This window comes from Streptomyces platensis (assembly GCF_008704855.1).
In the GTDB taxonomy this organism is placed as follows: domain Bacteria; phylum Actinomycetota; class Actinomycetes; order Streptomycetales; family Streptomycetaceae; genus Streptomyces; species Streptomyces platensis.
Genome location: NZ_CP023691.1, coordinates 2881037 through 2904380, shown reverse-complemented (window position 1 = coordinate 2904380; position 23344 = coordinate 2881037). Strand labels below are relative to the sequence as shown.

The following is a 23344-nucleotide window of genomic DNA, read 5'->3' as shown; positions in this document are numbered from 1 at the left end:
TTGGGGTGTCAGGGGAGTCGGGGCCAGGATATTTGACGTTCAGTCGTCCGCTCCCGTCCCGTTCTTTCGCTGGGCATCACGCAACGACAGCCAGATTTCGCCGACTTCGTTGAGATGGTCCTGGAATTCGGCATCGACCATGGCCTTGATCTGAGCCTTGGTCCGGGTCTGGATTCCGTTCGGATCAGGGTCGGCCACCCACGAGCCACTCCGATAGGTCGTGGCGTAATGCACGGTAGTCCCCTTGGAATGCTGGACCAGATACGGGGAGCACTCGGCGTGACCTGCGCCCTTCACCGTTCCGCAGGGTTCCCGCTCCGTGAACATGGCGCGTATCTGAATGTGCTGGCTTGCATCGTCCCCCCGCGCCTCATTCAACCGCTTCACATAGCCCACCAGATGCGGTTCGGAGTGCGCAGTGCTGACGCCCTTTTCTCCGGGAGGAATGGAGCTGTCAACGATGTAGTTTGTCTTCTCCGATTGCGGGTCGTATACCTCAATCACCGCGTAATTACGTCCACTGAAGTCCGGCCGAGTGTTGCTGGCGCCGTCACCTTCAGCTGCGTCCTTGAGGTCGGATGCCGGTCGGCCGGCATCTGCGAGTTCCGCGAGAAGGTGCCTGCGGACATTTCCGGCGAATTCCTTTGCCTCTATGAAGTTTGCCTTGCGGTGCTGCTTCACGCCGCGCGAGTCTTCTTCTTCTGCGGATTTTGCGTCGTTGGTCTGGCGCCGCGCGTCGCGTCGCAGTGGAGCCGGTCGATCCGGGTCGTCCTTCCAGCGGTACGGCCGTTCGACGGGATACGGGGAAACACCGACTGCATGACTTTCATGGAAGGAGAGGCTCAATCGGGCGATGATCGACACCACCGCTCCGCGCTGGCCGGCGTCCATGTCCGCGAAGCCGTCGAGCCTTTGCCCGAGCTCCTCCGGCGTCAGGGTGAACCTAGGGGGCTTCTTCGAGCCGGATTCGGCGTCTCCGTTCTCCGGGGTGGAGCCGCCCTCCTCCGACGGAGATTCGGGCTCATCGGGGGTCAGGTGCTGGATGAGAGCTTCGAGACTTCCGTCGTCGACCCAGTCGCGCACGCTGTCGTAGACAGCCTGCATATCTGCCTCGTAGACATCGAGTTTGTCCCGAAGGAGCTGCTGCCCCTCATCTGGCAACACCCGGACATTCTCCGGCAAGACGGGCCGGGCGAGGCGCCGGCTGCCGTGTCGGGCACGGCTGCCGGGTGGGGAGGGTGCTGTGGGGTGTACAGGGTCTGCAACGGGGGGTGCTGCTGGTAGGGGTTGGGGTTCTGGGGCTGCTGTTGGGCTTGTGCCTGTGCGTGTGCCTGGGCTTGCTGCTGTGCCTGTGCCTGTGCCTGTGCCTGTGCCTGTGCCTGTGCTTGTGCTTGTTGCTGGGCTGTGGTGGGGGTGAAGGGTTGTCGGTTGGCGTCGAGGGTGAGGTGCCAGACTTTTGTGGCCTGGGTGTTGATGGGGTTTTTGCTGACTGCGCCGCTTTGGCTGTCGACCCAGATGACTTTGCCGTTGTGGTTGACGGCGTTGAAGACGTGTGAGCCGCCGGATTCGCCGTTGGGCTTGTTGGGCCAGGCGACCAGGACGGCTGCTGATGCGCCGTGGCCGGCTTGGCGGAGTTCGTCGGCTATGCGGGCGTAGCCGTCTTTGGAGTTGTTGCCGGAGGTGCGGAACCTGGTGCCGGCGAACTGTTCGATGTGGGCGACGCCGTCGCGTTCTCCGGTCCTGTTGTCGATGCCGCCCTGGCCGTCCGGGTCGAGGGTGCGGGGTGCGGAGACCTGGGGGTTGCCGTACCAGGAATCCATGAAGGAGCGGGTGCAGTCGGCGCAGTTGTTGGAGCGGCCGTGGATGCCCATGCCGCCGTCGTTCTGCAGTTGGGCCCAGGGTTGGAATGGGTCGTTGAAGGGCCGTGGAGTGCCGTCCTGGTTGCGTGGAAAGCTCTGCTCCAAGGTGCGTTGGTCGCGTGGGAACGGCAAATGCAGGCCGTGGGGGCGGTGGTTGAGTCCGCTTCGTACGTCGGAGTTCCGTCGGACGTGCGGGGGCTGCGGGACCGGAGCCTGGTGATGGGGGTCTTGGTTCGGCGGTTGCTGTGTGTGGTGGGGGTTCTGTTGCTGGTGGTGGGGAGCCTGCTGGTGGTGAGGAGCCTGCTGCTGCGGGACACGCTGCTGCTGGTGAGGGGGTTGCTGGTGCTGGGGCCCGTGCTGCTGCGGGTGCTGCTGAGGGGGCGTGTGACTCTGCAGCGTGGGCTGGTGCTGCTGCTGAGCGTACGGCTGCTGGTGGGGCTGCTGGTTCTGTACGTGCGGCTGCTGAGCGTACGGCTGCTGATGCTGCGCGTACGGCTGCTGCTGTGGGTGGGGGAAGTTGGGGTTCGGGGCGCCGGGGTTTTGGGCGTCCGGGCGCGAAGGAGCCTGGTCGGGGCCGTCGGTCTGAGGCCGGTTCGTACCGGGCGAGTCCGGACGCTGGGCCGCGTCCGGGTGAGTGGTGTCGCCGCTCGGGTCGGCAGGGGTATGCGGGCGGCTGTCGTCCTGGCCGGGTGAGTCCGGGCGATGGGGATCGGAGTTCTCGGGCCGGGAGCCGTCGTCGCGGGCGGGGCCGTCGAGACGGGGGTTGTGCGGGGGGGCGTTCGGGGGTGGGCTGCTCGGTGTGGTCGCGGACGATCTGCGAGCCGTCGGGGCGGCGGTTGTTGCCGGGGGGTGTGGCGGGGGTGTCGCGGCGGGGACCGTCGAGGCGCGGGTTGTGCGGCGGAGGCTCCGGACGGCGATGTTGGGTGGGGTCGTTGATGACCTGCGAGCCGTCGGGGCGGCGGTTGGGGGCCGCGGGAGCGTTCCTGTTCCCGTTCCGGATGTTTCCGCTGTTGCTGTTGCCGTCGCTGCCGTTGTTGCGGGGCGGGGTGGCGCCGCGGGGCGGGGTGGTGGCGGGGCCGCCCTGGGGCGGGATGGCGGGCGACCCGTCCGGGCTCAGGAGCTGTTCGGGCGGTACACCCTGCGATAAATCTCCACCGCCGCCTCCTCGGGGAAGTTGGGCACGCTCGCCACCAAGCCGTCGATCTTGGAGATGACGATGTTGCTTCCCCCCGGGGAAGAGGGAAGGCCAGTGGGGTCCTCGGTTGCCGGCCAGCCCGCATGGATGAGGTAGCCGATGTCGAATTCATGCACGTACAGCGAGCTCGGTCCACCGGGTGAGCCGACCTCGGGGAAGTACTTCCGGCCGATCTCCAGCGCTTCTGCCTCATTCGTCGGCAGGGGCTCCGGCCCGAGCCGGGGACGGTACTCGGGCGGCGTGGGGGGCAGGCCGGCGGCACCGCCCTGCTGGTCGTATTCGGTCATCGTGCTGACTCCCAGTTGCTGATCCGGTGGACGCTGGTCAACCTAACTCACGCCATGGCGGCCCGGTCGGTTCGCCTCCGGGGTGCCCGTGCTCACCCGAACAGCACCCGTGACAGCCAGAATTCCAGCAGTTCCTGGTCGCCGGTGATGTCGAAGATGTCGCGGTCGCCCGGGACGCGGCCGTAGATGAGGAGCAGCAGGTCCGTCAGCGGGGCGTGGACGGAGACGGCGGCCGGTTCCTGGGTGCGGCGCCAGGCGAGGGTGTCGCCGGTGAGGTCGACGAGCCAGTCGGCGGCCGCTTCCGGTGGAGTGTCGGTGGCGTGGAAGTGGAGGGTGCGGCCAGGGCCGAGGAGGGCGCGGCGGTCGGGGTGGAAGTCGAACATCTCGGGCAGGGAGCCCAGTTCCATCCACTCGTCGAGGCAGTCGAGGGCGACCCGCTGGTCGACGGTGAAGTCCGCGCCGAGGGTGAGCGCGGCGTCGGCCCGGTGCATGACCGTCTCGTGGGCCATGCGGCGGGCGAAGAAGCGCGGGGAGCCGGAGGGGAGCGGGGTCCAGATCCGGGCGTCGGGGCCGGCGGCGCGGAGCGTGTCCGCGAGGAGCCGGGCGCCCTCGGTGAGCCAGGCGGCGAGGGCGGCCGGGGTCTCGGTGGTGTCGCGGGGGAGGACCCGGAGTGCGGTCTCCGGCGGGGGCTCGGTCGCCCGGGTCCGGACGAGGTCCTCGACCCAGCGGTGGGCCTCGCCCAGATGCCGGAGCAGCTGGGCGAGGTTCCAGTCGGGGCAGGAGGGCACCGAGGCGGTCAGGGACGTGTGCGCGTCGAGTTGGGAACTCAGCAGCTCGGCCTGGTGGACGATTTCGGCGCAGTGGTCGTCGTAATCCATGGTGGCGTCCATGGCGTCACGGTAGAGGCCGCCACGGACAATGAGCGGTCACCACGTGCGAGCGGGCGCCGCCAGGCGGAAGCGGAGCCGGTGGTTCCTCCGGGCGGCCATCGGGCGGGGACACCTGCGGCATTGTTCGTCGTCCCCGACCCGGGCAGGCACCAGCGGCCCGCAGTGGTTCCGCGAGCCGGTGGGGCGATGGGGGACGTGCCCGGAGAGTGCGGCGGCCCTGCGCCGTGCCGCCGTGCTCCGCCCCCTCTTTTCAGCGCCCGTATGCCGGAACGAGGGCCCGCAGGTCCTTGTAGCGGACCAGGCGGACCCCGCAGAAGTCCTCGGGGTCGTCCTCCATATCGAAGCAGGCGGCGATGATCCAGACCACTAGGAAGAGGTAGCCGCCCAGCCAGCGGCGGAACAGCCGGGGCAGCCGCGGACGGCTGGCGTCCGTTTCGCGGATGACGCGGGTACGGACCGCGAACTTGCCGAGGCTCGCGCCGCCGATGCGGGTCAGCAGGACATGGTTGAGGAACGAGATTCCGAAGCCCGCCCCGGCGACGGTGTAGAAGGTCTGAAGGGCCGGCAGATCGGCGTGGCCGGCGGAGATCAGGGCGATATAGGCGGCGGTCAGGGCCAGTAGCCCGTCGAGGAGGATCGCCCCGAACCGGCGCATGGTGTCCACCTCGTTGGGGATGCGCGGAGCCGCGGCGGGCGGACCGTACGGGGACTGCGCGGTCGGCTGCGGGGCGTACGGGTGCGCAGCGTGCGGGTGCGGCGGTCCCTGGTACGGCGGTCCCGGGTACGGCTGTTGGGGAGGGGCCGGGTGCTGCGGTCCCTGATAGGGGTGCGATGCCCCCTCGTACGGCTGTTGCGGGGGAGCCCCGTGCGGCGCCCCCTGATAGGGCTGCGGCGCACCCTGATAGGGGTGCGGCTGGTAGGGCTGTGGGGGCGGCGGGCCCTGCGGGGAGGGTTGCTGCGGAGGGAAAGGTCGTTCGTACACGGGTCCGGATCTTTCCATGCCGTGCGGGTCAGAATGCCGCAGCGGGCCGGGAGAAGTCGTAGCGGACACCGGTGAGTTGTTCCGAGGCGGCCCACAGGCGCTCGCCGTTCGCGTCCTTCTTGGTCCAGGGGGCGCGGAAGGACTGGGCGGGCGCGCCGCGCAGTCCGCTGCGCGGGCCGATGAAGGAGTCAGGGCGCATGTGCGGGGCGGTGGCCGCGCAGAGGGTGCCCAGGGCACCGCCGTCGGGGGACTGGGCGAGCACCTGGTTGGCCCGCTCGACCATCCGCTCGGTGGAGGTGCGGCCCTCCATCCGGACGCCCGCGGTCGCGAGATTGGTGGCGGCGTATCCGGGGTGTGCGGCGGCCGCGACGACCTGTGAACCGGCCGCGGCCAGCCGCCGGGTCAGCTCGTGGACGAAGAGGAGGTTGGCGCTCTTCGAGCGGGCGTAGGCGATCCAGCGGCGGTAGGTGTGCTCGCTGTTGAGGTCGCTGTAGTCGAGGTCGGCGAGGGCGTGCAGCATGCTGGAGACCGTGACGACCCGGGCGCCGGGGGTGGCGAGGAGCTTGGGCAGCAGCAGCCCGGTCAGCGCGAAGTGGCCGAGGTGGTTGGTGCCGAACTGCATCTCGAAGCCGTCGGCGGTGGTGCGGTGCGGCAGGGCCATCACGCCGGCGTTGTTGATGAGCAGGTCGAGGCGGTCGCCGTCGAAGTCGTCGAGGGTGGCGGCGAAGTCCCGTACGGAGGACAGATCGGCCAGGTCCAGGGCGCGGAACTCGGCCTCGGCAGTGGGGACTTCGGAACGCAGCCGGTCCAGCGCGGCGATGCCGCGCGTCTCGTTGCGGCAGGCCAGCAGTACGCGGGCGCCCTGGCGGGCCAGTTCGCGGGCGGTGACATAGCCGATACCGCTGTTCGCGCCCGTGACCACCACCGAGCGGCCGGTCTGGTCGGGGATGTGGCTGGTGTTCCACCTGGTCACGCCTGCACTCCTCCGTAGGGGGCAACCAGGTTACGCCGCGGAGTGAGGCGGGTGGGGTTGGAGGGGTGGGGGTGGCGGGTGCGGCGCGCGCGCCTGGACACCGGCCCCCGGCGCCGGGCCGACCCCGCTCGCCGCTGCACCGTGCCGGGCGGCCCTGCTCGCCGCTGCGCCGGTCCGGTCACGCCTCCGCACCGGTCCGGTCCGGTCACGCCTCCGCGCCGGTCCGGCCTGGTCGCGCTCCGCCCCGGCCCCGTCAGTCCCCTTCGGCGAGGCGCTTGATCGCGGAGAGGCGGGTGTCCCATGCGGCGGCCACCCGGTCCATCCACCGGGCGGTGACCTCCAGCCGCTCCGGGATGACCCGGTAGCGGGCCTCCCGGCCCTCCCGGTGGCCGGCGACCAGACCGGCCCGGTCCAGGACGCCCAGATGTTTGACGATGGCCTGGCGACTGACCGGCAGTTCCGCCGCCAGCACCGTGGCGGTCGCCTCGCCGTGGGCGGCGAGGGCGTCGAGTATCCGGCGCCGGGTCGGGTCCGCCAGCGCGGCGAACACCTCGGCCACGGCGTCCGGGCCCGCACCGGGGTCCGGGCCCGCACCGGATTCGACACCCGCGCCGCCGTCCGCACCCGCGCCGCCGTCCGCACCCGCACCGCGGGCAGGGCCGCTACCCGGGCCCCGCCCCGTCCCAGGCCGCCCCTCTCCCGGCCGCCCCGCTCCCGCTCCCGCCCCCACGTCCCTCGTCATGCCGCGAGCTGCTCCGTGTACCGCCGGATGTTCTCCACCTGGCCGGACCAGCCCTCGGAGTGGCTCTCGTAGCCGGCGGTCGGCTGCCGGTCCGCGGGGATGGTGAGCGCGGCGAAGCCGGTCTCCACGACGCGCAGCCGGGTGCCGTCGCCCTCCGGGGTGAGGGTGAACTCGACGAGGGTGGAGTTGCCCTCGGTCGCCACCTCGCCCGGGAAGGCGCTGGCCCAGCGGTAGGCGAAGTAACGCGGTGGGTCCACCGTCACGATGGTGGTCGGGAACTGTCCGTACTCGCCGTGGTCGAGCTGCATGATGCCGCCCGGCCGCAGATCGACCGGTGTCGGTGTGCCCTGCCCGAACCACGAGCCGACGTGCTCCGGTTCGGTGAGCACGGCCCACACCCGCTCCATGGGCGCGGCGATGCTGATCTCCCGCTCGATGCGGTCCCTGCCGCCGCCCGAGCCGCTGTCGGTGTTCCGGTGGCTGTCGGTGCTCATGGCGTGCGCCTCCTGCCGTTCTCGGATCGGCTGCTGCCTTACGTGCTACCCAATGGTTGCACGTGGCGGCAGGAGGTGCAACCGATGGGTTGCGCATAACGCTCCGGCCCGAACAGGTCTCAGGAGGCGCGTTCCCCGCTCCCCGTCCGTACGCGGTACGCCGGGACGGAGACCGACGGATCGTCCAGGCAGCTGCCCGACGCCAGGTCGAAACGCTGCTTGAGCAGGGGCGAGGCCACGAACGGGCGGCCGCCGGCCGAGCCGGTCAGGCCGCGGGAGAGCACCTGGGCGCCGGTGAACGGGTCGCGGTTGGCGATCGCGTAGGGCTGCCCGGCGCGGTCGACGAACAGCGCGGCCTGGGTGCCGTCCGGGAGGAGCGCGGCGACCCCGCGCCCCGGGATGAGGTCGTCCAGGGTGCAGACCGCGACCCAGCCCTGGGGGCAGCGGATCTCGACGGTGGCGGTCCCGGCGGCCGTGGTGGCGGCCCCGGTGCGGGTGCGCGGTGCGGTGGCGGTGGTCATCAGACGGAGGTCCCTTCCAGGGTGCGAACGGGCAGGGTCGGGCCGGCCAGCAGCGTCAGGTCCGGCTTGACCTGGTCGCGCTCCGGCACGAAGCGGACGGACGGGTCGGGCGCGTCGGGCGCGTTGACGAAGGAGACGAAGCGGGCCAGCCGCTCCGGGTCGGCGAGGGTCTCGGCCCATTCGTCGCGGTAGTGGGTGACATGGGCGGCCATCAGGGCCTCCAGCTCGTCGCACAGACCCAGGGAGTCATGGACCACGACGTCCCGGACGTGGTCGAGGCCGCCCTCGATCCGCTCCAGCCAGGCGGAGGTGCGCTCCAGCCGGTCCGCGGTGCGGATGTAGAACATCAGGAACCGGTCGATCAGCCGGATCAGTTCGGCGTCGCTCAGGTCCTGGGCGAGCAGATCGGCGTGCCGCGGATCGGCGCCGCCGTTGCCGCCGACGTAGAGGTTCCAGCCGTTGGAGGTGGCGATGACGCCGAAGTCCTTGCCGCGGGCCTCCGCGCACTCCCGCGCGCAGCCGGAGACCGCGGACTTGAGCTTGTGCGGGGAGCGCAGCCCCCGGTAGCGCAGCTCCAGATCGATGGCCATACGGACCGAGTCCTGCACGCCGTAGCGGCACCAGGTCTGCCCCACACACGACTTCACGGTGCGCAGCGCCTTGCCGTACGCGTGGCCCGACTCGAAGCCCGCGTCCACCAACCGGGCCCACACCTGGGGGAGTTGGTCGACCCGGGCACCGAACAGGTCGATCCGCTGACCGCCGGTGATCTTGGTGTAGAGGCCGAAGTCGCGGGCCACCTCGCCGATCACGATCAGCTTCTCCGGGGTGATCTCCCCGCCGGGGATGCGCGGCACGATCGAGTACGAGCCGTTGCGCTGGAGGTTGGCGAGGAAGTGGTCGTTGGTGTCCTGGAGGGCGGCCTGTTCCCCGTCGAGGACATAGCCGTCGGCGCCGACGCTGGGGGCGAGCGAGGCGATGATCGAGCCGACGGTGGGCTTGCAGATCTCACAGCCGTCGCCGTTCCGCGCCTCCGGGCGGCCGTGCGAGTCCAGCAGTTCGGCGAAGGTGGTCAGCCGCAGGGTGCGCACGATCTCGTACAGCTCGGCGCGGGTGTGCGGGAAGCAGCCGCACAGCCCGGTGTCGATGGTGGCGCCGGACGCGGCCAGCTCGTCGTTCATCACCGCGGTCAGCGACTTGACGCAACTGCCGCAGCCGGTACCGGCCTTGGTGCACTTCTTGACCTCGGGGAGGGTGCCGCAGGAGTGCTCGGTGACCGCCGCCCGGACCGTCCCCTTGGTCACGTTGTGGCAGTTGCACAGCACCGCGCTGTCCGGCAGCGCGGACGGGCCGAGCGCGGCGGCCCCGCCCTCGGCTCCGGCGGGCAGCACCAGCTGCTCGGGCGATACCGGCGGGACGCTGCCGGTCAGCGGGCGCAGCATGCCGTACGCCTCGGCGTCGCCGACCAGCACCCCGCCCAGCAGTTCGCCCGCGGCGCCGATCACCAGCTTCTTGTAGACACCGCTGCGGGCGTCGGAGTAGACCACGTCCAGACAGCCGTCGGTGGCGCCGTGCGCGTCACCGAACGAGGCGACGTCCACCCCGAGCAGCTTGAGCTTGGTGGACAGGTCGGCGCCGGTGAAGCCGTCGGCCGGTGCGGTGTCGGCGCCGAGTGCCTCGGCGAGGCCGGCGGCGGCCGTACGGGCCATGTCGTAGCCGGGCGCGACCAGACCGTAGACCCGGCCGTCGGCGGCCAGCGCGCACTCGCCGATCGCGTACACGGCGGGATCGGCGGTGCGGCACCGCTCGTCGACGACGATGCCGCCGCGGTCGCCGACCGGCAGCCCGCAGTCCCGGGCGAGCTGGTCACGGGGCCGGACACCGGCCGAGAAGACGACCAGATCGGTCTCGATACGGGAGTCGTCCGACAGGCCCATGGCGGTCACCGCACCGGCCCCGTCCGCGACGATCTCCTTGCCGCCGACGCCGGTGTGCACCTCCAGGCCCATCTCCTCGACGGTACGGCGCAGCGCGCGGCCGCCGCCCTCGTCGACCTGGAGGGCCATCAGCCGCGGCGCGAACTCCACGATGTGGGTGCGCAGCCCCAGCCCCTTCAGCGCCCCGGCCGCCTCCAGGCCGAGCAGCCCGCCGCCGACCACCACACCCGTGCGGGCGTTCTCGGCGTACTCCTCGATGGCGAGCAGGTCCTCGATGGTGCGGTAGACGAAACAGCCCGCACTGTCCTTGCCGGGCACCGGCGGCACGAACGGGTACGAGCCGGTGGCCAGCACCAGGGCGTCGTAGCGGACGGTCAGGCCGGAGCGGGCGGTGACCGTACGGGCCGTGCGGTCGACGGCCGTGGCCGGGTCACCGAGGTGCAGTTCGATGCCGTGGCGGGCCATGAAGTCCGGATCGACCAGGCTCAGGTCGTCCGGGCTGCGGCCGGCGAAGTACGACGTCAGCTGGACGCGGTCGTAGGCCGGGCGGGGCTCCTCGCACAGCACGACCACCCGCGCCCGCCCGGTGACACCGCGGTCGGCCAGCTCCTCCAGGAAGCGCTGGCCGACCATGCCGTGGCCGATGAGGACAAGGGTGGGGGTGGTGCCAGGCTTGGCGGCCGGCGTGGCTTCCGGGTGCGGTGGCATCGAGGTCATGTTCCTCAGCCTGCGGTCCGGCTGTTACCCGCCCGCATCTGCTCTGTTTCCCGGGCGGAACGCTGCCCTCAGTGGCGGGCGGGCCGCCGTGTGAGGGCGGGCCCCGGCCGCGTCAGGGCCCGCCCCTGGCCGCGTGAGGGCCCGCCCCTGGGGCCCGTCCGCTCCCGGCTGACCGGACGGTCAGCCCTGCGGCCGCGCCGGGCACAGCCGCCGCGGCTTGTCGTCGGTGCGCAGCTTGGCGTCCACACAGCCGCCCGGCAGACCCTCGTGCGCCCGGCTGCCGAAGTTGGCGGTGACGGTCAGCGTGCCGTCGCCGAAGACCGTGCGCTGCACGCTGCGGTCCCCGGTCAGCCACCGGAACGAGGTCAGCCGCTCGGTGCCGGCCGCCCGGTGCAGCGGCGAGAAGTACTTCTGGAGCGCCGCCATCTCAGGCCCCTTCTTCTCCAGCGCCGGGCCGTCGAGGACGTAGTTGAGCGGGGTGTTGTAGAGCATCGCCAGCAGCGCCCGGGTGGTCTTCTGCTCGGGCAGCTTCTCGTACGACAGCTCCCAGCGCTCGGCGTTGACCAGCGAACCGTGCAGCGCGGTCTCGTAGAGGGGGACGCGGTATTCGGGGTCGTACATGGCCGTGGCCAGCTCGGCGGGCAGCTTCACCGGCTTGAAGAACGCGCCCGGGGCCTTCTCCGGGAAGTAGCCGCCCCAGGTCTTCTTGTCGCGCTCCAGCTTCCACAGGCCGTCGGCGTCCACGGTCCCCGAGCCGTGGTCGTAGGCCACCACCTGGTTGGCCCAGGCCTGCGCGGACTCCGAGCCGAGCACCAGGTTCTTCGACAGCCGCCGCATACGGGCCAGCCGCATCGCACGGTCATCGGCCTTGGTCATCTCATGGCCCTTGCCGTGGTCGCGGAACAGCACACCCGTGGCATCCACATCCAGGAAGTAGCTGTCCGCGCCGTTGGCGACCATCGAGCGGGTGCGGTCGGCGAGATAGTGCTTACGCGGTTCGGCCCGCTCGAAGGCACGGGAGCTGAGGTAGCAGCCACGGTCCCCGAAACCGCCCTCCGGGCTGCCGTCCGCCTTCCGTATACAGAAGTCGGGGTAGACCCGGCCGGGCCAGACCGAGGTGGGGCTGTCGGCGGACTTCGGGTCCTGCCCGTTGGCGAAGGTGTCGTACGGGCCCACGAGATAGCCCGCCTTCTTGGCGGCCCGCACCGCCGCGGCGTTCATCGGGCCCGGACCCGCGTCGTAACCGAGCCACATCCGGTCCACGCCCAGCTGCTTCAGCCTGCCGACCCCGGAGGCGGTCCGGGCGTCGCCCCACACATAGGCGTGGAACGCGCCGAGCAGCTTGCCGTTGGCCGGGTTCTGCCGGATCTTCCGGCGCAGGCTGCCGAGCTGCCCGCGCTGGGCGAGGTAGGAGCGGTAGTCGGCGGCGGGGGCGACCGGATTGCCGTCGGTCAGCGCGAAGGAGACCTCGTAGTCACGGGTGTCCTCACCCGCGTCGAAGGCATGCGCGGCGGTGGTGCGCAGCCGGCCTCCGGTGGACGCGAGGCGCAGCGAGGTGCCGATATCGGTGGGGGTGAGATAGCTGACCCCGGCCCCGCCGCCGGACCCGCCCTTACCGCCGCCCATCGAGTAGCCCCACAGCGGAAGCGACAGCCCCTCGCTGACATCGACGGTGCTGCCGTCCAGTCCGCCCTTCTCCGCCCCGCCGTTCCAGAACGCGTCCCGCACCGGCACGTCCAGCCCCTCACCGCGCGGCAGTTGCAGGGCGGACGCGGCCCGGTCGGTCCCGGTCACCGGCCAGCTGACCGTCCCGTCACGGTCCGCCCGCAGCGTGATCCGCAGCCGCCCGCGCTCCGAACCGGCCGTGACCTCCAGCCCCTTGTCGGGGTAACTCCAGCGCGCCCCGCGGGCCGTACGCGTCACCGGCCCCGGCTTCCCGAGCCCATCGCCCGCCGGACCGGACAGCACCAGGTCCCGCCCGCCCGCGGTGCGCGCGTTCACCGCCAGCGAGGCGGTGTCGACGACGGCCGTACCGCCGCGGACGGGCAGTTCGAGCCGACTGCCCTCCAGCGTGCCGGCGGCGGCACTGTCACATCCGGCCACCCCGAAGGCGGTCGCGGTGAGGGCGAGCGAGGCGGCCAGGACGCGGGTGGTGGTGGTCCGGCTGCGGGCGGTGGTTTTGGGGGGCAGGGGAACTTCGGATGTCATGAGGACTGGATAGTCCCGGGTTTTAAGAGGGTTCTAAGAACCGCCTCATGTGGGGACTCCGCGGTAGGAGCTGAGGAGCCCCCGTGCCGGACCGCAGAGGGGCGGTATAACGCAGCAGGCTCCCGGGACTTGGTCCCGGGAGCCTCGTGCTCAAACCAGCGTGGAGATGCAGAACGGGTGGCCCGCGGGGTCCAGCAGGACCCGCCACCGGTCGGGGTCCGGCTGAAACTCGGGCTTGACGGCTCCCAGCGCGAGCAACCGAGCTTGGGCGGCATCCAAGTCATCGACGCCCAGTTCGATGTGGGCCTGCTTTTCCCGGGACGGGTCCGGCCAGGTGGGAGGGCGGTAGTCGGCCAGCCGGTTGAATCCCAGTCCGGCTGCGCCCTCCTGGCCGAGCAGGACGAAGTGGTCGGTGGAGAAGACGACAGGCAAGCCGAGGGCCTCGCCATAGAAGCGGGCCAGTTCGGCCGGGTCCGGGCAGTCGAAGGTGACGGCCGAGTAGCGCAACGTGGGTGCGGAGGTGTTGTCCGTGGTCATAAGGAGGACCCTAGGGCGGGACCAGGACAGATTCGGTCCTGGTCATATGGAACACTCAAGAACGTGATCAGCGCATCCGCCCGCCTACTGCGCCTGGTCTCCTTGCTGGCCGCCCGGCCGTCGTGGACGTGCGGTGAGCTGGCGGACCGGATGGCGGTCACCGATCGCACGGTGCGGCGGGACATCGCCAAGCTCCGGGAACTTGGCTACGCCATCGAGTCCGACCCCGGGCCGTGGGGCGGCTACCGCCTGCGTGCCGGATCCCGGGTGCCGCCGCTGATCCTCGATGACGAAGAAGCGTTCGCCGTGGCTGTCGGGCTGCGCGAGGCTGCGCTGAGCGGCGCTCTCGGCGGCGACCAGGCCGCACTGTCCGCGCTGCTGAAACTGCGACAGGTTCTGCCGCAGCGGATCGCGGACCGGCTCGGCGAGATGGACGCCGCCTTCGTGCATACCCCCAGGCCCGGCGAACCGCAGATCACGCCCGGCATGCTGCTGGAGCTGGCCGCCGCATGCCGCCGGGGCGAGCGCGCCCGCCTCTCGTACCACGACCGGGAGGGACGAGCCACCGTCCGGGACGTTGACCCATACCGCCTCGTCCACACCGGACGCCGGTGGTACTTCGTCGCCCGGGACGTGACGCGGGACGAATGGCGTACCTTTCGGGCCGACAGAGTTGACCATCTACAACCAACCGGTCACCCGGTCGAACTCGTCGACCCGCCCGACCCGGCGCTGCTCGTCTCCCGCTCCGTCGCGACTGGCCCCTACCCGCTCAATACGACGATCCGTATCCCGGTGCCCATGGACCGAGCACTGCAGCTCATCCCGTCGACAGTCGGTGCCCACCGTCCCGAAGGGCCCGACGCCACGATCGTCGACATCGGCGGCCCCGACGCAGACGGACTCGCCAGATACCTCCTCGGCCTGGCCACACCCCTGCGAGTCCTGTCACCGGAGGCCGTACGGCAAGCCCTGTTGCGCCGCACCCAGGAACTCTTCGAGGACAACGCGAACGATTTGCCCCAGCAGCGACATTGCACGAGAACGAGCGCCGAGCCCCCATGACCGGAGCGCACTAGTGATCGAAGAGACACTGCCTAGTAGCGGAGCGATGGGAACCACTCCCCGCGCCCCCCGGGCGTGAGGTCGAGCAGGTGCCACACCGGTGTGAGCAGGTCGATGCCGCGCTGGTCGATGTCGTCGGCCATGCGGGGGTGCACCGAGTAGAAGTGGCGCAGCGAGCCGGTGTCGTCGCGGGTGAAGACCGATACCGTCGAGTCCTGGTTGCCGTCGGCGTCCTCGCTGCCCAGGTCGTACTTGAAGGTGTTCGCGCCGGCGCTGAGCAGCCGCAGGTTCGTCCACCGGCGGTCGCGCGCGTACGCCCGCAGCACCGGCAGCTCGGCCGCGGCGACGACGGCGAAGTCGGCGTTCTGGGTGAGGTGGTGGGCGATCCCGTTGAACCCGTCGATCCACATCGTGCACATCGGGCAGGCCTGCTTCTGCTGCTTGCCGAACATGAAGTGGTAGACGATCAGGTCCCGGCCGGGCCCGCTGAACAGCTCGCTGAGCCGCACGTTCCGCGCCGGTGCGTCCCCGGCGTGCAGATCCGCGGGGCCCTCCTCGAAGACGTAGTCGTCCACGACGGGGCCCGGCGGCAGCCCCCGGCGCAGTTCGGCGACCCGTTCGCGGTGGCGCATCAGCTCGATCTCGGCCTGCCGCAGCTCCTCGCGGGCGTCGGCGTATGCGGTCGACTCCCTGGTGAGTTGGGTCTGGCGCATTGCCACCTCCTGGACGACTACGGCGGGTAGCCGCGGTCCCTGGCCACCGTCTGCTCTGCCCTCATTGTCGGCTCGCGCACCGGGCCCCGCCACGCGACGCGGGGCCGCGGAGGGGACGCCTCAGTCGAGCCACTGGGAAGCGAGCCCGGCGAGGTAGGAGAGCGACAGGGCCATGGTGGTGACCTGGAGCGCGGTGCTTCCGCCGGCCCAGTGCGTGAGCGGGGCCATCGCGGAGGCCACCCACACGCTCGTACACCAGCTACAGCTGACCAGGTAGGACGGTTTGGAGTCGTCGCCGAAGCGGTCGGCCACCCAGGAGCGGAAGCCCGCCGCGAGGGTGTCCTTGGTGATGAATCGGGTGAGCCGGCACGTGGCGCCGAGGGAAAGAAGAAACTCCGGAAGGCTCATGGGGAGTGTGTCCTGTCACCGTGAGTGGCTGGCCCGAGAAGGGGTCGTGGTCGTCTCCCGGGTCGGCACATGCCCTTATCGAGGGCCGAGGCCGGCCGTTTTCCCGAAGCGCTGGAGGGGAGACGGCGGCCTCGGCCGGCCGGCCCGCTGCGCTACGGCTGAAGGTGTCCGCCGCGGCCGGGCGCATGGCCGAAGGATTCCGTTCGCGTCGAGGCGAAGTCGTCTATTGGGCGAAGTCGTCTATTGATTGATGATGACGATGCTGCCGCCGCCGCCCGCTCGCTGGTTGGCGGCCTCGGCCTCTTGCCAGGTGTAGAACTGGCGCGCGGTGCCGTCGGGCAGATTCAACTGGTAGACGGTGACTGTCGGACGGGCGCCGCCGCCGCAATTGCAGCCCATGTCGCACTCCTTCTGTGTCTCTCTTTTGCGAGGGGAGCCCTCGTCGCGTGACCTGGGGGCCCGAGGCGCGTCCCGGGCTCCACCCGCGCGTCTCCGGTGCCGCTGGGCCTATCCTTGTGGCCCTACAGCCGTCCCCCGTAGTTGCGTTACGGGGGACGGCTGTGTTGCCGGGCCGCTCAGCAGCCCTCAGCTGGTTTCACGGGTTCAGGCGGGCGACGGCACGCTGTTGGCTGTGCCGCATGCGCGCCGGGGGGTCAGGGGATGCAGGGCCCCAGGGAGCTGGTGGAGGACTGCGACCCGCTGGTCGCGGTGTAGGTGACGAAGACCAGCTGGAAGAGGCTGAGGGTGGCCGTGCAGGTGGCGACGCCGCTCGCGTTGGCCACGGCGGTGCACGCCACGGGGCCGTTGGGCCCGGTGCCCAGGTGGAACGTGACCGTCGAACCCGGCGTCGCGCCCGTCGCAGTGAATGTGGCCTGGGCGGTCAGCGTGGTGAGGTTCAGCCGGTAGCAGGCCGGCTGCGCCGTGAGCACCGCCGCCGAGCCGACGGTCACGGTCGTGGTCGCGGTGACGCCGACGCAGGAGCAGGTGGTGGTGGCGGCGAGCACGGTGGCCGTGACGACGTTGGCTCCGGCGGGCAGCGTGCTGGTGGTCGTAGTGGCGGTACCGCCCAGACCGGTGATGCCGACTCCGATCGGCCCGGCGGGGGTGCTGAAGAGGACTGTCGCGCCCACGACGGGGGCGCCGCCGCAGGTGACGGTGGCGGTGAGGGTCACCGGCGTGCCGGCGGGGACCGGGCTGGGGGGCGCGGAGGTCAGCGTGACCACGCAGCTCGGCGGCGCGGTGACGGTCACGGTGGTGGTCGCGGAGACGCCGATGCAGGTGCAGGTGGTGGAGGCACCGGTGACCGTGGCCGTGACGGTGGTGGTGCCGGAGGGCAGCAAGTTGGTGGTCGTGGTGGCGGTGCCGGTGGGACCGGTGACGCCGACTCCGATCGGGCCGGCGGGGGTGCTGAAGAGGACTGTCGCGCCCACGACGGGCGCGCCGCCGCAGGTGACGGTGGCGGTGAAGGTCACCGGCGTGCCGACGGCGACCGGGCTGGGGGGCGCGGAGGTCAGCGTGACCACGCAGCTCGGCGGCGCGGTGACGGTCACGGTCGTGGTCCCGGAGACGCCGACGCAGGTGCAGGTGGTGGTGGCGGCGATCACGGTGGCCGTGACGGTGGTGGTGCCGGGGGGCAGCAAGCTGGTGGTCGTGGTGGCCGCGCCGGTGGCACCGGTGACGCCGACTCCGATCGGGCCGCCGGGGGTGGTGAACAGGACCAGCGCGCCCACGACGGGGGCGCCGCCGCAGGTGACGGTGGCGGTCAAGGTAACCGGCGCGCCGGCGGCGACGGGGCTGGGGGGCGCGGAGGTCAGCGTCACCACACAGTTCGGTCCCGCGCTGACGGTCAGCGTCGCCGCAGCTACCCCACTGGTCGTACCGGTGGCGACCACCGGGCCTGAGGTGGTCGCCGTGAAGGTGGCGGACGCGTTACCCGCGCCGTCAGCGTTCACCACCACGGGCAGTGCCGCGTCGTAGGTGAAGGTGATCAACTCTCCCGCTGTGGCACCGGCGGCCGTTGCTGTGAAGGTCCCGCCCGCCGCAACGGTTGCCGGGGTGAGAGTGAGAGTGAGTGCCATGTTGGACAGCCCCTTTCGAAGGCTCCACGAAGGAGGTGGGGGCTGCCGCATGCCAGAGAAAAGGAAACCTCCGCGCATGCTGACCTGTCGGGGGTGCCCTGAAGAACAGGACGGAATTGCCGCATGACGGCAGTCGTCCCTGGTCCCCCGACAGGGGATGGGCACCCCCACCGTCGGTAGCACCGATTCAAGGGACCACCAGCACGACACGCCATAGTTGGCGACCGGGTTAGCCCATATGGCGCAGCGCGTATCGGCGGCGGGTACCGACCCCAGGCCTCAAGCGCGGTGCGTCGTCGCGGGCTTGTTCCGCAGGTGGGGGGCTCAGGCGGTGAACTGCCCGCGCTTGACGGCCGAGACGAACGAGGACCAGCCGCCCGCCGGGAATATGAGCGCCGGGCCGTCCGGGTCCTTGCTGTCACGCACGGGAACGAGGCCGTGGGGTTCGGTGAGGGCACGGGAGAATTCGACGCAGTCCCCGCCGCTGCCGTCGCTGTAGGAGGACTTGACCCATGTAGCCGCGGCGAGATCCAAGGCGGTACTCATTCGCGGTACTCCTTCAGCAAAGTCTGGATCAGGGTGACTGACTGGTCTGGGGACAGTGCGTGTGCCCTGAGCAGATCATAGTCATCCAGGGCCGCGTCGACTGTTTGTGCGGAGTCGTGCATCCTGCCTCCCACCCGGGTCTCTGTGTACAGCACCGTGGGTGAGTTGGTGAAGCGCAGCACAGTGAAGGGCTTGGCGTGTGCAGCTGGAGCCCCTGCTGAGAACGGCAGCACTTGAAGCCTGATGTGCGGCGACGCAGCGGCCTTCAGCAGGTACTCAAGCTGTCCGGCCATAACTCCGTCGCACCCCACGACAGTTCGCAGACACGACTCGTGCAGGATGATCCAAAGGAGCGATGGCTCTTCTCGCTCGAACACCTCGCGACGCCGCATGCGTGCGGTGACTTTGCCTTCGATTCCCTCTGCGCTCGCCTGCGGGTTGGAGGTGCTGAAGACCGCCCGCGCATAGTCCTCGGTCTGGAGAATTCCCTTTACGAGGTTCGCCGAGAAGTCCAGGATTCGCGACGCCTTCTTCTCCAAGTTCAGGTACGGGACGAACCAGCTCGGGTGGTCCCCCTCGTCGATCCTTCGAAGTAGGTCTACGAACAGCTCGCCTGTCCCGAAGGCGACGTCACAGCCCTTGGCGAACTTCTCGCTCGGCCGGGGCAGGAGCTTTCCGGCCTCGACTCGACTGACGTACGCCTCCGAGTAGCCCGCCGCTCTCCCCAGCTGCTTCTGCGTCAGCTTGCGGGCCAGCCGAACCTGTTTGACGTCGCAGCCGAAGCGTTGCAGGGGGTTCAAGTGCTGGGGTGGGGTCGTCTCGTCCAACGCTGTGACCTCTCGCCATGTGATCACGTTCAGCATCACGGCAGGCAGCGGACTTGCGCACCGCCGTTAAAGCACCCCGATGCTATTGCCCGACACGTTGTCCAGGTGACCAATTGGCTACATCCAGTTACCAAGGACAGCAAGGGAGTTCGCGAGATGACCGAACCCACGCCACGGCTTCTGCCCTGGTCGAGCCCCGACGGGAAGCCCTGCTACCTCGCAGGCGACGGGACCGGGTACGTGTCCCGTACCGCTGACGACATCGAGGCGAAGCAGCTCGGTTCCGCCGCCGAACTCATCGTGGAAGCGCGGGCCGTGCTCGCCGGACGACGCTGGACGCCGGGCGAAATCCACCTCCTGGCCGAGGACTTGACCGCGGCGCTCGCCGATGTGCACCGCGTCGCGGAGAGCCGGGGCGGCCGGCTGGCCGAGCTGTTGGGGTGAGATGCAGGGCTCCCGTGCCCGCGCATCAATTCGGAGCCCGGGCGGCGGCCGGTTCATAAGATCAGCCGGTGCCTCCTGATATATCGCTCTTCACCCTGACCCTGCTCTGCCTGGCCGCGCTCGCGGCGGGCTGGATCGACGCCGTGGTGGGCGGTGGCGGACTGCTGCTGCTCCCCGCGCTGCTCGTCGGTCTGCCGCACACCCCGGTCGCGTACGTGCTGGGGACCAACAAGTCCACCGCCATCGTGGGCACCACCGCGGCCGCGGTCACCTACGTCCGCAAGGCCCCGATCGACGTCCGGACCGCGCTGCGCATCGGCCTCGCCGCGGTCGCCGGTTCGCTGACCGGGGCGTTCTTCGCGGCCGGGATCAACAGTGCGGTGCTGCGCCCGCTGATCATGGCGGTGCTGCTGGGGGTGCTGGTGTTCATCCTGCTCCGGCCGGCCTTCGGCACCGCCCCCGCGCCCTCCGGGCCGGCCACCCGCCGGCGCGTGCTGGCGGCCGTCCTCATCGCGGGGCTGGGGATCGGCTTCTACGACGGGCTGATCGGGCCCGGGACCGGGGCGTTCCTGATCATCGCGCTCGCCGCGATCCTGCACATGGACCTGGTCACCGCCTCGGCCACCTCCAAGGTCGTCAACTCCTGCACCAATATCGGGGCGCTGACGATGTTCGCGATCCAGGGCACCGTGCTGTGGCAACTGGGCGCCCTGCTCGCCCTGTTCAACTTCACCGGCGGCATGGTGGGCGCCCGGATGGCCCTCAAGCGCGGCACCGGCTTCGTCCGCGGGGTGCTGGTGGTCGTGGTCGTCGCGCTGCTGTGCAAGCTGGCCTATGACCAGTGGCTGGCGGCCTGAGGCGGCGGACGGTCCGAGCCGGGTCCGGCGGGCCGGACCGGCCGCCCCGCCGCCGCTCAGAACCGGCAGTGGTACATCCGCGCCATGTCCCGCACCGCGGGCAGCCTCGCCGACATCCGGGCCGCCAGCCGGCTGCCCGCCGGCAGCTTCTCGATGCCGGGAATCTCCAGGGCGCTGATGTTCTCGACGATCTCCAGCTTCGGGCTCAGCGCCGCGATCCCCGCGGTGTCCGTGCCCCAGTGCAGCCGCGCGCCGGCCTTCACCACGACGCGGTTGAGCCACTGGGTGCGGATCGCGAACCTGCTGAAGGCGTCGAACGCCAGCTCACCGCCCGGCACCCGGTCCATCAGCCGCCGCAGCAGCGCCGTGCCGTCCGCCTCGGTCAGATACATCAGCAGCCCCTCGGCCACGATCATCGCCGGCCGGTCGTCGGGAATCCGCGCGACCCACGCCGGGTCCGTCACGGACGACGGGATGGTGGCGTGGCCCGCGCGCTCCGGGTAGAGCTGCCGCCGCAGTGCGATGACCTCGGGGTAGTCGATGTCGAACCACCGCACCCCCGGCCCGGGGTCGAGACGCTGGACGCGGCTGTCGAGGCCACAGCCCAGATGCACCACCGTCGCCTCCTCGTGCCGGGCGAGGAAGCGCGCGGTCCAGACGTCCAACTGGCGGGCGCGCAGCGCGACTCCGGCCGCGTTGCCGGGGCTCAGTCGGAGCTTGCTGAAGTCGTAGTCGAGCCGCCGCACGGTCTCGGCGGCCGTGGCGTCGCCGAGGACCGGATCCTTCGCACGGCTGTCGAGGGCGCGGCCGTAGAGGGTGGCGAGGAGGGTTTCCTTCTCCCCGGTCAGCTGCACCTGGGGGCGCGGTGCGGTACGCGGACTGGTCATGAAGTAGAGAGTACTTAAGATTCAGAAAAATGTGAATACTCAGAATTCCCGAGACCGGCTCCGGGGCGCCCGCGCTACCTCCGGTCCACCTCCGCCAGGGCCGCGGGCCGCGCCCCGGCCGGTATCTCCGTGACGGCGGTCAGCAGCACCGCCGAGTCCTCCAGGGCCAGCAGGCCGTGCCGCTCGCGCGGCGTCATGGCGACCTGACCGGTCATCAGCTCCTGGCCGCCGCCCGCCCCGGTCAGCCGGACCCGCCCCCGCAGGACTTGCAGGCTCGCCGCCGGGGGCGCGTTGTGCTCGTCCAGTGCGGCGCCCGCGACCAGTGCGATCACGGTCTGCCGCAGCCGGTCGTCGTGCAGGAAGAGCCGGGCACTGCGGCCGTGCGCGGAGGCCCTGGCCTCGTCGAGCTGCTGGCGGGCGAGCGCATCGAGATCGTCCATGATGCTGGCCTTTCGCGTACGGACCGGCGGCTGGGCTGCCCTTTCCATCGTTGCCGGTGCACGGGGGGACGCAACCGGGGAGCCCGCTCCGGGCCCCGGAGCCCGGCGGGGGAGGGCGGGCGGCGTCCGGGTGCATACCGCCGCGGGGCGGGCCGGTCACTTACGAGATGATCATCCGGTCCGTACGATGCGAGGCGGTCCGTGGCGTCGCCGAGTCCGCTCGGCCACGCCACGGACCCCTGCCGCCGGCCGGCCCCGCCCGGCCGAAGCGGCCCCACCGTCCCGCCCGTTCCCTCCCGACCCCCACCGTGAAGGATGCGCACCCGTGGCCGACCCGAATGCCCCGAACAACCCGCCCGACCCCACCGGGCGGCAGGCCGGATTCCTGACCGTCATGACGACCACCGACAGCGAGACCAAGGCCCGGAAGCTGGCGCGCGGGGCGATCGAGGGCCGGCTCGCGGCCTGTGCGCAGATCAGCGCGCCGATGACCTCGGTGTACCGCTGGGACGACGCGGTCGAGGCCAGCCAGGAGTGGCAGGTGCTGTTCAAGACGGCCGAGGCGCGCTACGACGCGCTGGCGGCCTATCTCCTCGACGCGCACGACTACGACACCCCCGAGATCATCGCCACCCCCATCACCCGCGGTGGCGCCGGCTATCTGTCCTGGGTCGCAGAGGAGACGAGCTGACATGGAGCGCGACAGCACCGAACGCGGCGCCACGACGCGAGTTGACCGGGCGCGGCCGACCCGGAAGCGCTGGGTCAGGGCCGCGGCGGCGGTGGCCGGAGTGACGGTGTGCCTGGCCACCGCGTCCGTCGGCCACGCCGTCAACGAGGCCCGGCGCGCGGCACCGGGCGACGCCGGCCCCAGCCCGAGCCCCGACGCGACCTGGACCAGCCGGGACGCCGCCGCCTACTGGACGCCCGACCGGATGGCGGCCGCCGCACCGGCCGGCAGCGACACCCCGGCCCGGCCCGAGGCCCCCACGCCGTCCACCGCCACGACCCGGTCCGCCGTGCCGAAGGGGACCGCCGCCGCGGCCCGCGCCGGCCGCACCGCCCGGCACTTCAACGGCATCCCGTCCGTCGGTGTGCTGTTCTCCGTCGACGGGGACACCAAGGCACACCACTGCACCGCCAGCGTGGTGCACAGCCCGCACGGCAACCTCATCCTCACCGCCGGGCACTGCAATCCGGGGACCCGTGCCGCGTTTGTCCCGCAGTATCGTTCCGGCGCGACCACCCAGCCGCACGGGGTGTGGGCGATCGAGGACACCTTCGCCTACCCCGAGCGCGGCACCAGCGGCGCCGGGGCTGACCTCGACTTCGCCTTCGCCACCGTCGCCCCCGACGAGGACGACCGCACCCTCGAAGAGGTCACCGGCGGCAACACCCTCTCCCCGACGCCCGGTTACACCAACGACGTCACCGTCATCGGCTACCCGAACGTCCGGAACGACCCGGAGGACCGGGCCGTACGCTGCGCGACCCGCACCGGCCGGCTGAGCGGCACCCATGAACTGCGCATGGAATGCGGCGGGTTCTACGGCGGCACCTCCGGCAGCCCCTGGCTGAGCGACTTCGACGAGGACAGCGGGACCGGCCGGATCATCGGGGTGATCGGCGGCCTCAACGGCGGTGGCCCGAAGGGCCCGGACGCCGACCGGATCTCCTACAGCCCGTACTTCGGGACGAAGATCCTCAACCTGTACGCCCGCGCGGCCGAGAAGTGAC

Annotated in this window: 26 protein-coding genes; 6 read left to right on the top strand and 20 right to left on the bottom strand. The window is 71.0% G+C overall.

The window, feature by feature from the left end; genetic code table 11:
- Positions 1-39: 39 nt before the first annotated feature.
- Both CP981_RS12745 and CP981_RS12740 read right to left on the bottom strand, forming a co-directional pair.
- Positions 40-1104: a hypothetical protein gene (locus CP981_RS12745; protein WP_143659108.1), complete on the bottom strand. Its 1065-nt coding sequence runs from the start codon at positions 1102-1104 to the stop codon at positions 40-42.
- Positions 1032-1964, bottom strand: a complete 933-nt coding sequence (locus CP981_RS12740) for a toxin glutamine deamidase domain-containing protein (RefSeq protein WP_143659106.1) — start codon at positions 1962-1964, stop codon at positions 1032-1034. Before CP981_RS12740 ends, CP981_RS12745 begins: the two co-directional genes overlap by 73 nt.
- 114 nt (positions 1965-2078) lie before the next feature.
- On the opposite strand from CP981_RS12740, the gene CP981_RS12735 reads away from it, so the two are divergent.
- The gene (locus tag CP981_RS12735) at positions 2079-2552 is read left to right on the top strand and encodes a hypothetical protein (protein WP_143659104.1); all 474 of its coding nucleotides are present in this window, start codon (positions 2079-2081) and stop codon (positions 2550-2552) included.
- Positions 2553-2972: 420 nt separating this feature from the next.
- On the opposite strand, the gene CP981_RS12730 is transcribed toward CP981_RS12735, so the two are convergent.
- The 10 genes from CP981_RS12730 to CP981_RS12685 form a co-directional block, all read right to left on the bottom strand.
- Complete coding sequence (locus tag CP981_RS12730; RefSeq protein ID WP_085927876.1) at positions 2973-3341, bottom strand: hypothetical protein; 369 nt, start codon at positions 3339-3341, stop codon at positions 2973-2975.
- 92 nt (positions 3342-3433) lie between these two features.
- A complete protein-coding gene (locus tag CP981_RS12725) occupies positions 3434-4231 on the bottom strand; it encodes a maleylpyruvate isomerase family mycothiol-dependent enzyme (protein WP_085927877.1) in 798 nt (265 codons plus the stop codon).
- A gap of 250 nt (positions 4232-4481) precedes the next feature.
- The gene (locus CP981_RS12720) at positions 4482-5213 is read right to left on the bottom strand and encodes an RDD family protein (RefSeq protein ID WP_143659049.1); all 732 of its coding nucleotides are present in this window, start codon (positions 5211-5213) and stop codon (positions 4482-4484) included.
- A gap of 28 nt (positions 5214-5241) precedes the next feature.
- Entirely contained in the window at positions 5242-6186 is a 945-nt protein-coding gene (locus tag CP981_RS12715) for an oxidoreductase (protein WP_085927879.1), read from the bottom strand.
- Between the two features lie 253 nt (positions 6187-6439).
- Positions 6440-6745, bottom strand: coding sequence for an ArsR/SmtB family transcription factor (locus CP981_RS12710; protein ID WP_085927880.1), 306 nt, complete (start codon positions 6743-6745; stop codon positions 6440-6442).
- A 179-nt stretch (positions 6746-6924) separates the two neighbouring features.
- On the bottom strand, positions 6925-7422 hold the full coding sequence (locus tag CP981_RS12705) for an SRPBCC family protein (RefSeq protein WP_085927881.1): 498 nt from the start codon (positions 7420-7422) through the stop codon (positions 6925-6927).
- A gap of 119 nt (positions 7423-7541) precedes the next feature.
- Positions 7542-7943 carry a nitrite reductase small subunit NirD gene (gene nirD, locus CP981_RS12700; RefSeq protein WP_085927882.1) on the bottom strand — a complete coding sequence of 134 codons (402 nt, stop codon included), beginning with the start codon at positions 7941-7943 and terminating at the stop codon, positions 7542-7544.
- Positions 7943-10597, bottom strand: a complete 2655-nt coding sequence (nirB, locus tag CP981_RS12695; RefSeq protein WP_085927883.1) for a nitrite reductase large subunit NirB — start codon at positions 10595-10597, stop codon at positions 7943-7945. Before nirB ends, nirD begins: the two co-directional genes overlap by 1 nt.
- 180 nt (positions 10598-10777) lie before the next feature.
- Positions 10778-12805, bottom strand: coding sequence for a glycoside hydrolase (locus tag CP981_RS12690; RefSeq protein ID WP_085927884.1), 2028 nt, complete (start codon positions 12803-12805; stop codon positions 10778-10780).
- A gap of 150 nt (positions 12806-12955) precedes the next feature.
- A complete protein-coding gene (locus CP981_RS12685) occupies positions 12956-13342 on the bottom strand; it encodes a VOC family protein (protein WP_085927885.1) in 387 nt (128 codons plus the stop codon).
- 63 nt (positions 13343-13405) lie between these two features.
- On the opposite strand from CP981_RS12685, the gene CP981_RS12680 reads away from it, so the two are divergent.
- Entirely contained in the window at positions 13406-14407 is a 1002-nt protein-coding gene (locus CP981_RS12680; RefSeq protein ID WP_085927886.1) for a helix-turn-helix transcriptional regulator, read from the top strand.
- 32 nt (positions 14408-14439) lie between these two features.
- Here the strand turns inward: CP981_RS12680 and CP981_RS12675 are convergent, their stop codons facing one another.
- The 6 genes from CP981_RS12675 to CP981_RS12655 all read right to left on the bottom strand — a co-directional run bounded on the left by CP981_RS12675 (position 14440) and on the right by CP981_RS12655 (position 19015).
- Positions 14440-15120, bottom strand: coding sequence for a DUF899 family protein (locus CP981_RS12675; protein ID WP_085927887.1), 681 nt, complete (start codon positions 15118-15120; stop codon positions 14440-14442).
- A gap of 120 nt (positions 15121-15240) precedes the next feature.
- Positions 15241-15528, bottom strand: coding sequence for a hypothetical protein (locus CP981_RS12670; protein WP_085927888.1), 288 nt, complete (start codon positions 15526-15528; stop codon positions 15241-15243).
- 240 nt (positions 15529-15768) lie between these two features.
- Positions 15769-15927 carry a DUF7196 family protein gene (locus CP981_RS37675; RefSeq protein WP_006605773.1) on the bottom strand — a complete coding sequence of 53 codons (159 nt, stop codon included), beginning with the start codon at positions 15925-15927 and terminating at the stop codon, positions 15769-15771.
- A gap of 254 nt (positions 15928-16181) precedes the next feature.
- Entirely contained in the window at positions 16182-17606 is a 1425-nt protein-coding gene (locus tag CP981_RS12665) for a hypothetical protein (RefSeq protein WP_085927889.1), read from the bottom strand.
- A gap of 324 nt (positions 17607-17930) precedes the next feature.
- Positions 17931-18152, bottom strand: a complete 222-nt coding sequence (locus tag CP981_RS12660) for a DUF397 domain-containing protein (protein ID WP_085927890.1) — start codon at positions 18150-18152, stop codon at positions 17931-17933.
- On the bottom strand, positions 18149-19015 hold the full coding sequence (locus tag CP981_RS12655) for a helix-turn-helix domain-containing protein (RefSeq protein WP_150522399.1): 867 nt from the start codon (positions 19013-19015) through the stop codon (positions 18149-18151). The genes CP981_RS12660 and CP981_RS12655 overlap by 4 nt, the downstream gene beginning before the upstream one ends.
- Positions 19016-19135: 120 nt before the next feature.
- Here CP981_RS12655 and CP981_RS12650 point away from each other — a divergent pair, with 120 nt between their 5' ends.
- Together CP981_RS12650 and CP981_RS12645 are read left to right on the top strand one after the other, a co-directional pair.
- Positions 19136-19423, top strand: coding sequence for a hypothetical protein (locus tag CP981_RS12650; RefSeq protein WP_085927891.1), 288 nt, complete (start codon positions 19136-19138; stop codon positions 19421-19423).
- 68 nt (positions 19424-19491) lie between these two features.
- Positions 19492-20280, top strand: coding sequence for a sulfite exporter TauE/SafE family protein (locus tag CP981_RS12645; RefSeq protein ID WP_085927892.1), 789 nt, complete (start codon positions 19492-19494; stop codon positions 20278-20280).
- A gap of 56 nt (positions 20281-20336) precedes the next feature.
- Here the strand turns inward: CP981_RS12645 and CP981_RS12640 are convergent, their stop codons facing one another.
- Both CP981_RS12640 and CP981_RS12635 read right to left on the bottom strand, forming a co-directional pair.
- Complete coding sequence (locus tag CP981_RS12640) at positions 20337-21167, bottom strand: class I SAM-dependent methyltransferase (RefSeq protein WP_085927893.1); 831 nt, start codon at positions 21165-21167, stop codon at positions 20337-20339.
- Positions 21168-21241: 74 nt separating this feature from the next.
- A complete protein-coding gene (locus CP981_RS12635; protein ID WP_085927894.1) occupies positions 21242-21607 on the bottom strand; it encodes a cupin domain-containing protein in 366 nt (121 codons plus the stop codon).
- 325 nt (positions 21608-21932) lie between these two features.
- Between CP981_RS12635 and cutA the strand changes: the two genes are divergently transcribed.
- The gene (gene cutA, locus CP981_RS12630; RefSeq protein WP_208852932.1) at positions 21933-22298 is read left to right on the top strand and encodes a divalent-cation tolerance protein CutA; all 366 of its coding nucleotides are present in this window, start codon (positions 21933-21935) and stop codon (positions 22296-22298) included.
- 1 nt (position 22299) lies between these two features.
- Positions 22300-23343, top strand: a complete 1044-nt coding sequence (locus CP981_RS12625) for a trypsin-like serine peptidase (RefSeq protein ID WP_085927895.1) — start codon at positions 22300-22302, stop codon at positions 23341-23343.
- Position 23344 lies beyond the last annotated feature (1 nt).

Coding starts and splice junctions, on each gene's coding strand:
- CP981_RS12745 (WP_143659108.1), bottom strand. CDS start 1,104: ATGCAGGCTGTCTACGACAGCGTGCGCGACTGGGTCGACGACGGAAGT.
- CP981_RS12735 (WP_143659104.1), top strand. CDS start 2,079: ATGGGGGTCTTGGTTCGGCGGTTGCTGTGTGTGGTGGGGGTTCTGTTG.
- CP981_RS12730 (WP_085927876.1), bottom strand. CDS start 3,341: ATGACCGAATACGACCAGCAGGGCGGTGCCGCCGGCCTGCCCCCCACG.
- CP981_RS12725 (WP_085927877.1), bottom strand. CDS start 4,231: ATGGACGCCACCATGGATTACGACGACCACTGCGCCGAAATCGTCCAC.
- CP981_RS12705 (WP_085927881.1), bottom strand. CDS start 7,422: ATGAGCACCGACAGCCACCGGAACACCGACAGCGGCTCGGGCGGCGGC.
- nirD (WP_085927882.1), bottom strand. CDS start 7,943: ATGACCACCGCCACCGCACCGCGCACCCGCACCGGGGCCGCCACCACG.
- nirB (WP_085927883.1), bottom strand. CDS start 10,597: ATGACCTCGATGCCACCGCACCCGGAAGCCACGCCGGCCGCCAAGCCT.
- CP981_RS12690 (WP_085927884.1), bottom strand. CDS start 12,805: ATGACATCCGAAGTTCCCCTGCCCCCCAAAACCACCGCCCGCAGCCGG.
- CP981_RS12685 (WP_085927885.1), bottom strand. CDS start 13,342: ATGACCACGGACAACACCTCCGCACCCACGTTGCGCTACTCGGCCGTC.
- CP981_RS12675 (WP_085927887.1), bottom strand. CDS start 15,120: ATGCGCCAGACCCAACTCACCAGGGAGTCGACCGCATACGCCGACGCC.
- CP981_RS12670 (WP_085927888.1), bottom strand. CDS start 15,528: ATGAGCCTTCCGGAGTTTCTTCTTTCCCTCGGCGCCACGTGCCGGCTC.
- CP981_RS37675 (WP_006605773.1), bottom strand. CDS start 15,927: ATGGGCTGCAATTGCGGCGGCGGCGCCCGTCCGACAGTCACCGTCTAC.
- CP981_RS12665 (WP_085927889.1), bottom strand. CDS start 17,606: ATGGCACTCACTCTCACTCTCACCCCGGCAACCGTTGCGGCGGGCGGG.
- CP981_RS12660 (WP_085927890.1), bottom strand. CDS start 18,152: ATGAGTACCGCCTTGGATCTCGCCGCGGCTACATGGGTCAAGTCCTCC.
- CP981_RS12655 (WP_150522399.1), bottom strand. CDS start 19,015: ATGCTGAACGTGATCACATGGCGAGAGGTCACAGCGTTGGACGAGACG.
- CP981_RS12650 (WP_085927891.1), top strand. CDS start 19,136: ATGACCGAACCCACGCCACGGCTTCTGCCCTGGTCGAGCCCCGACGGG.
- CP981_RS12640 (WP_085927893.1), bottom strand. CDS start 21,167: ATGACCAGTCCGCGTACCGCACCGCGCCCCCAGGTGCAGCTGACCGGG.
- CP981_RS12635 (WP_085927894.1), bottom strand. CDS start 21,607: ATGGACGATCTCGATGCGCTCGCCCGCCAGCAGCTCGACGAGGCCAGG.
- CP981_RS12625 (WP_085927895.1), top strand. CDS start 22,300: ATGGAGCGCGACAGCACCGAACGCGGCGCCACGACGCGAGTTGACCGG.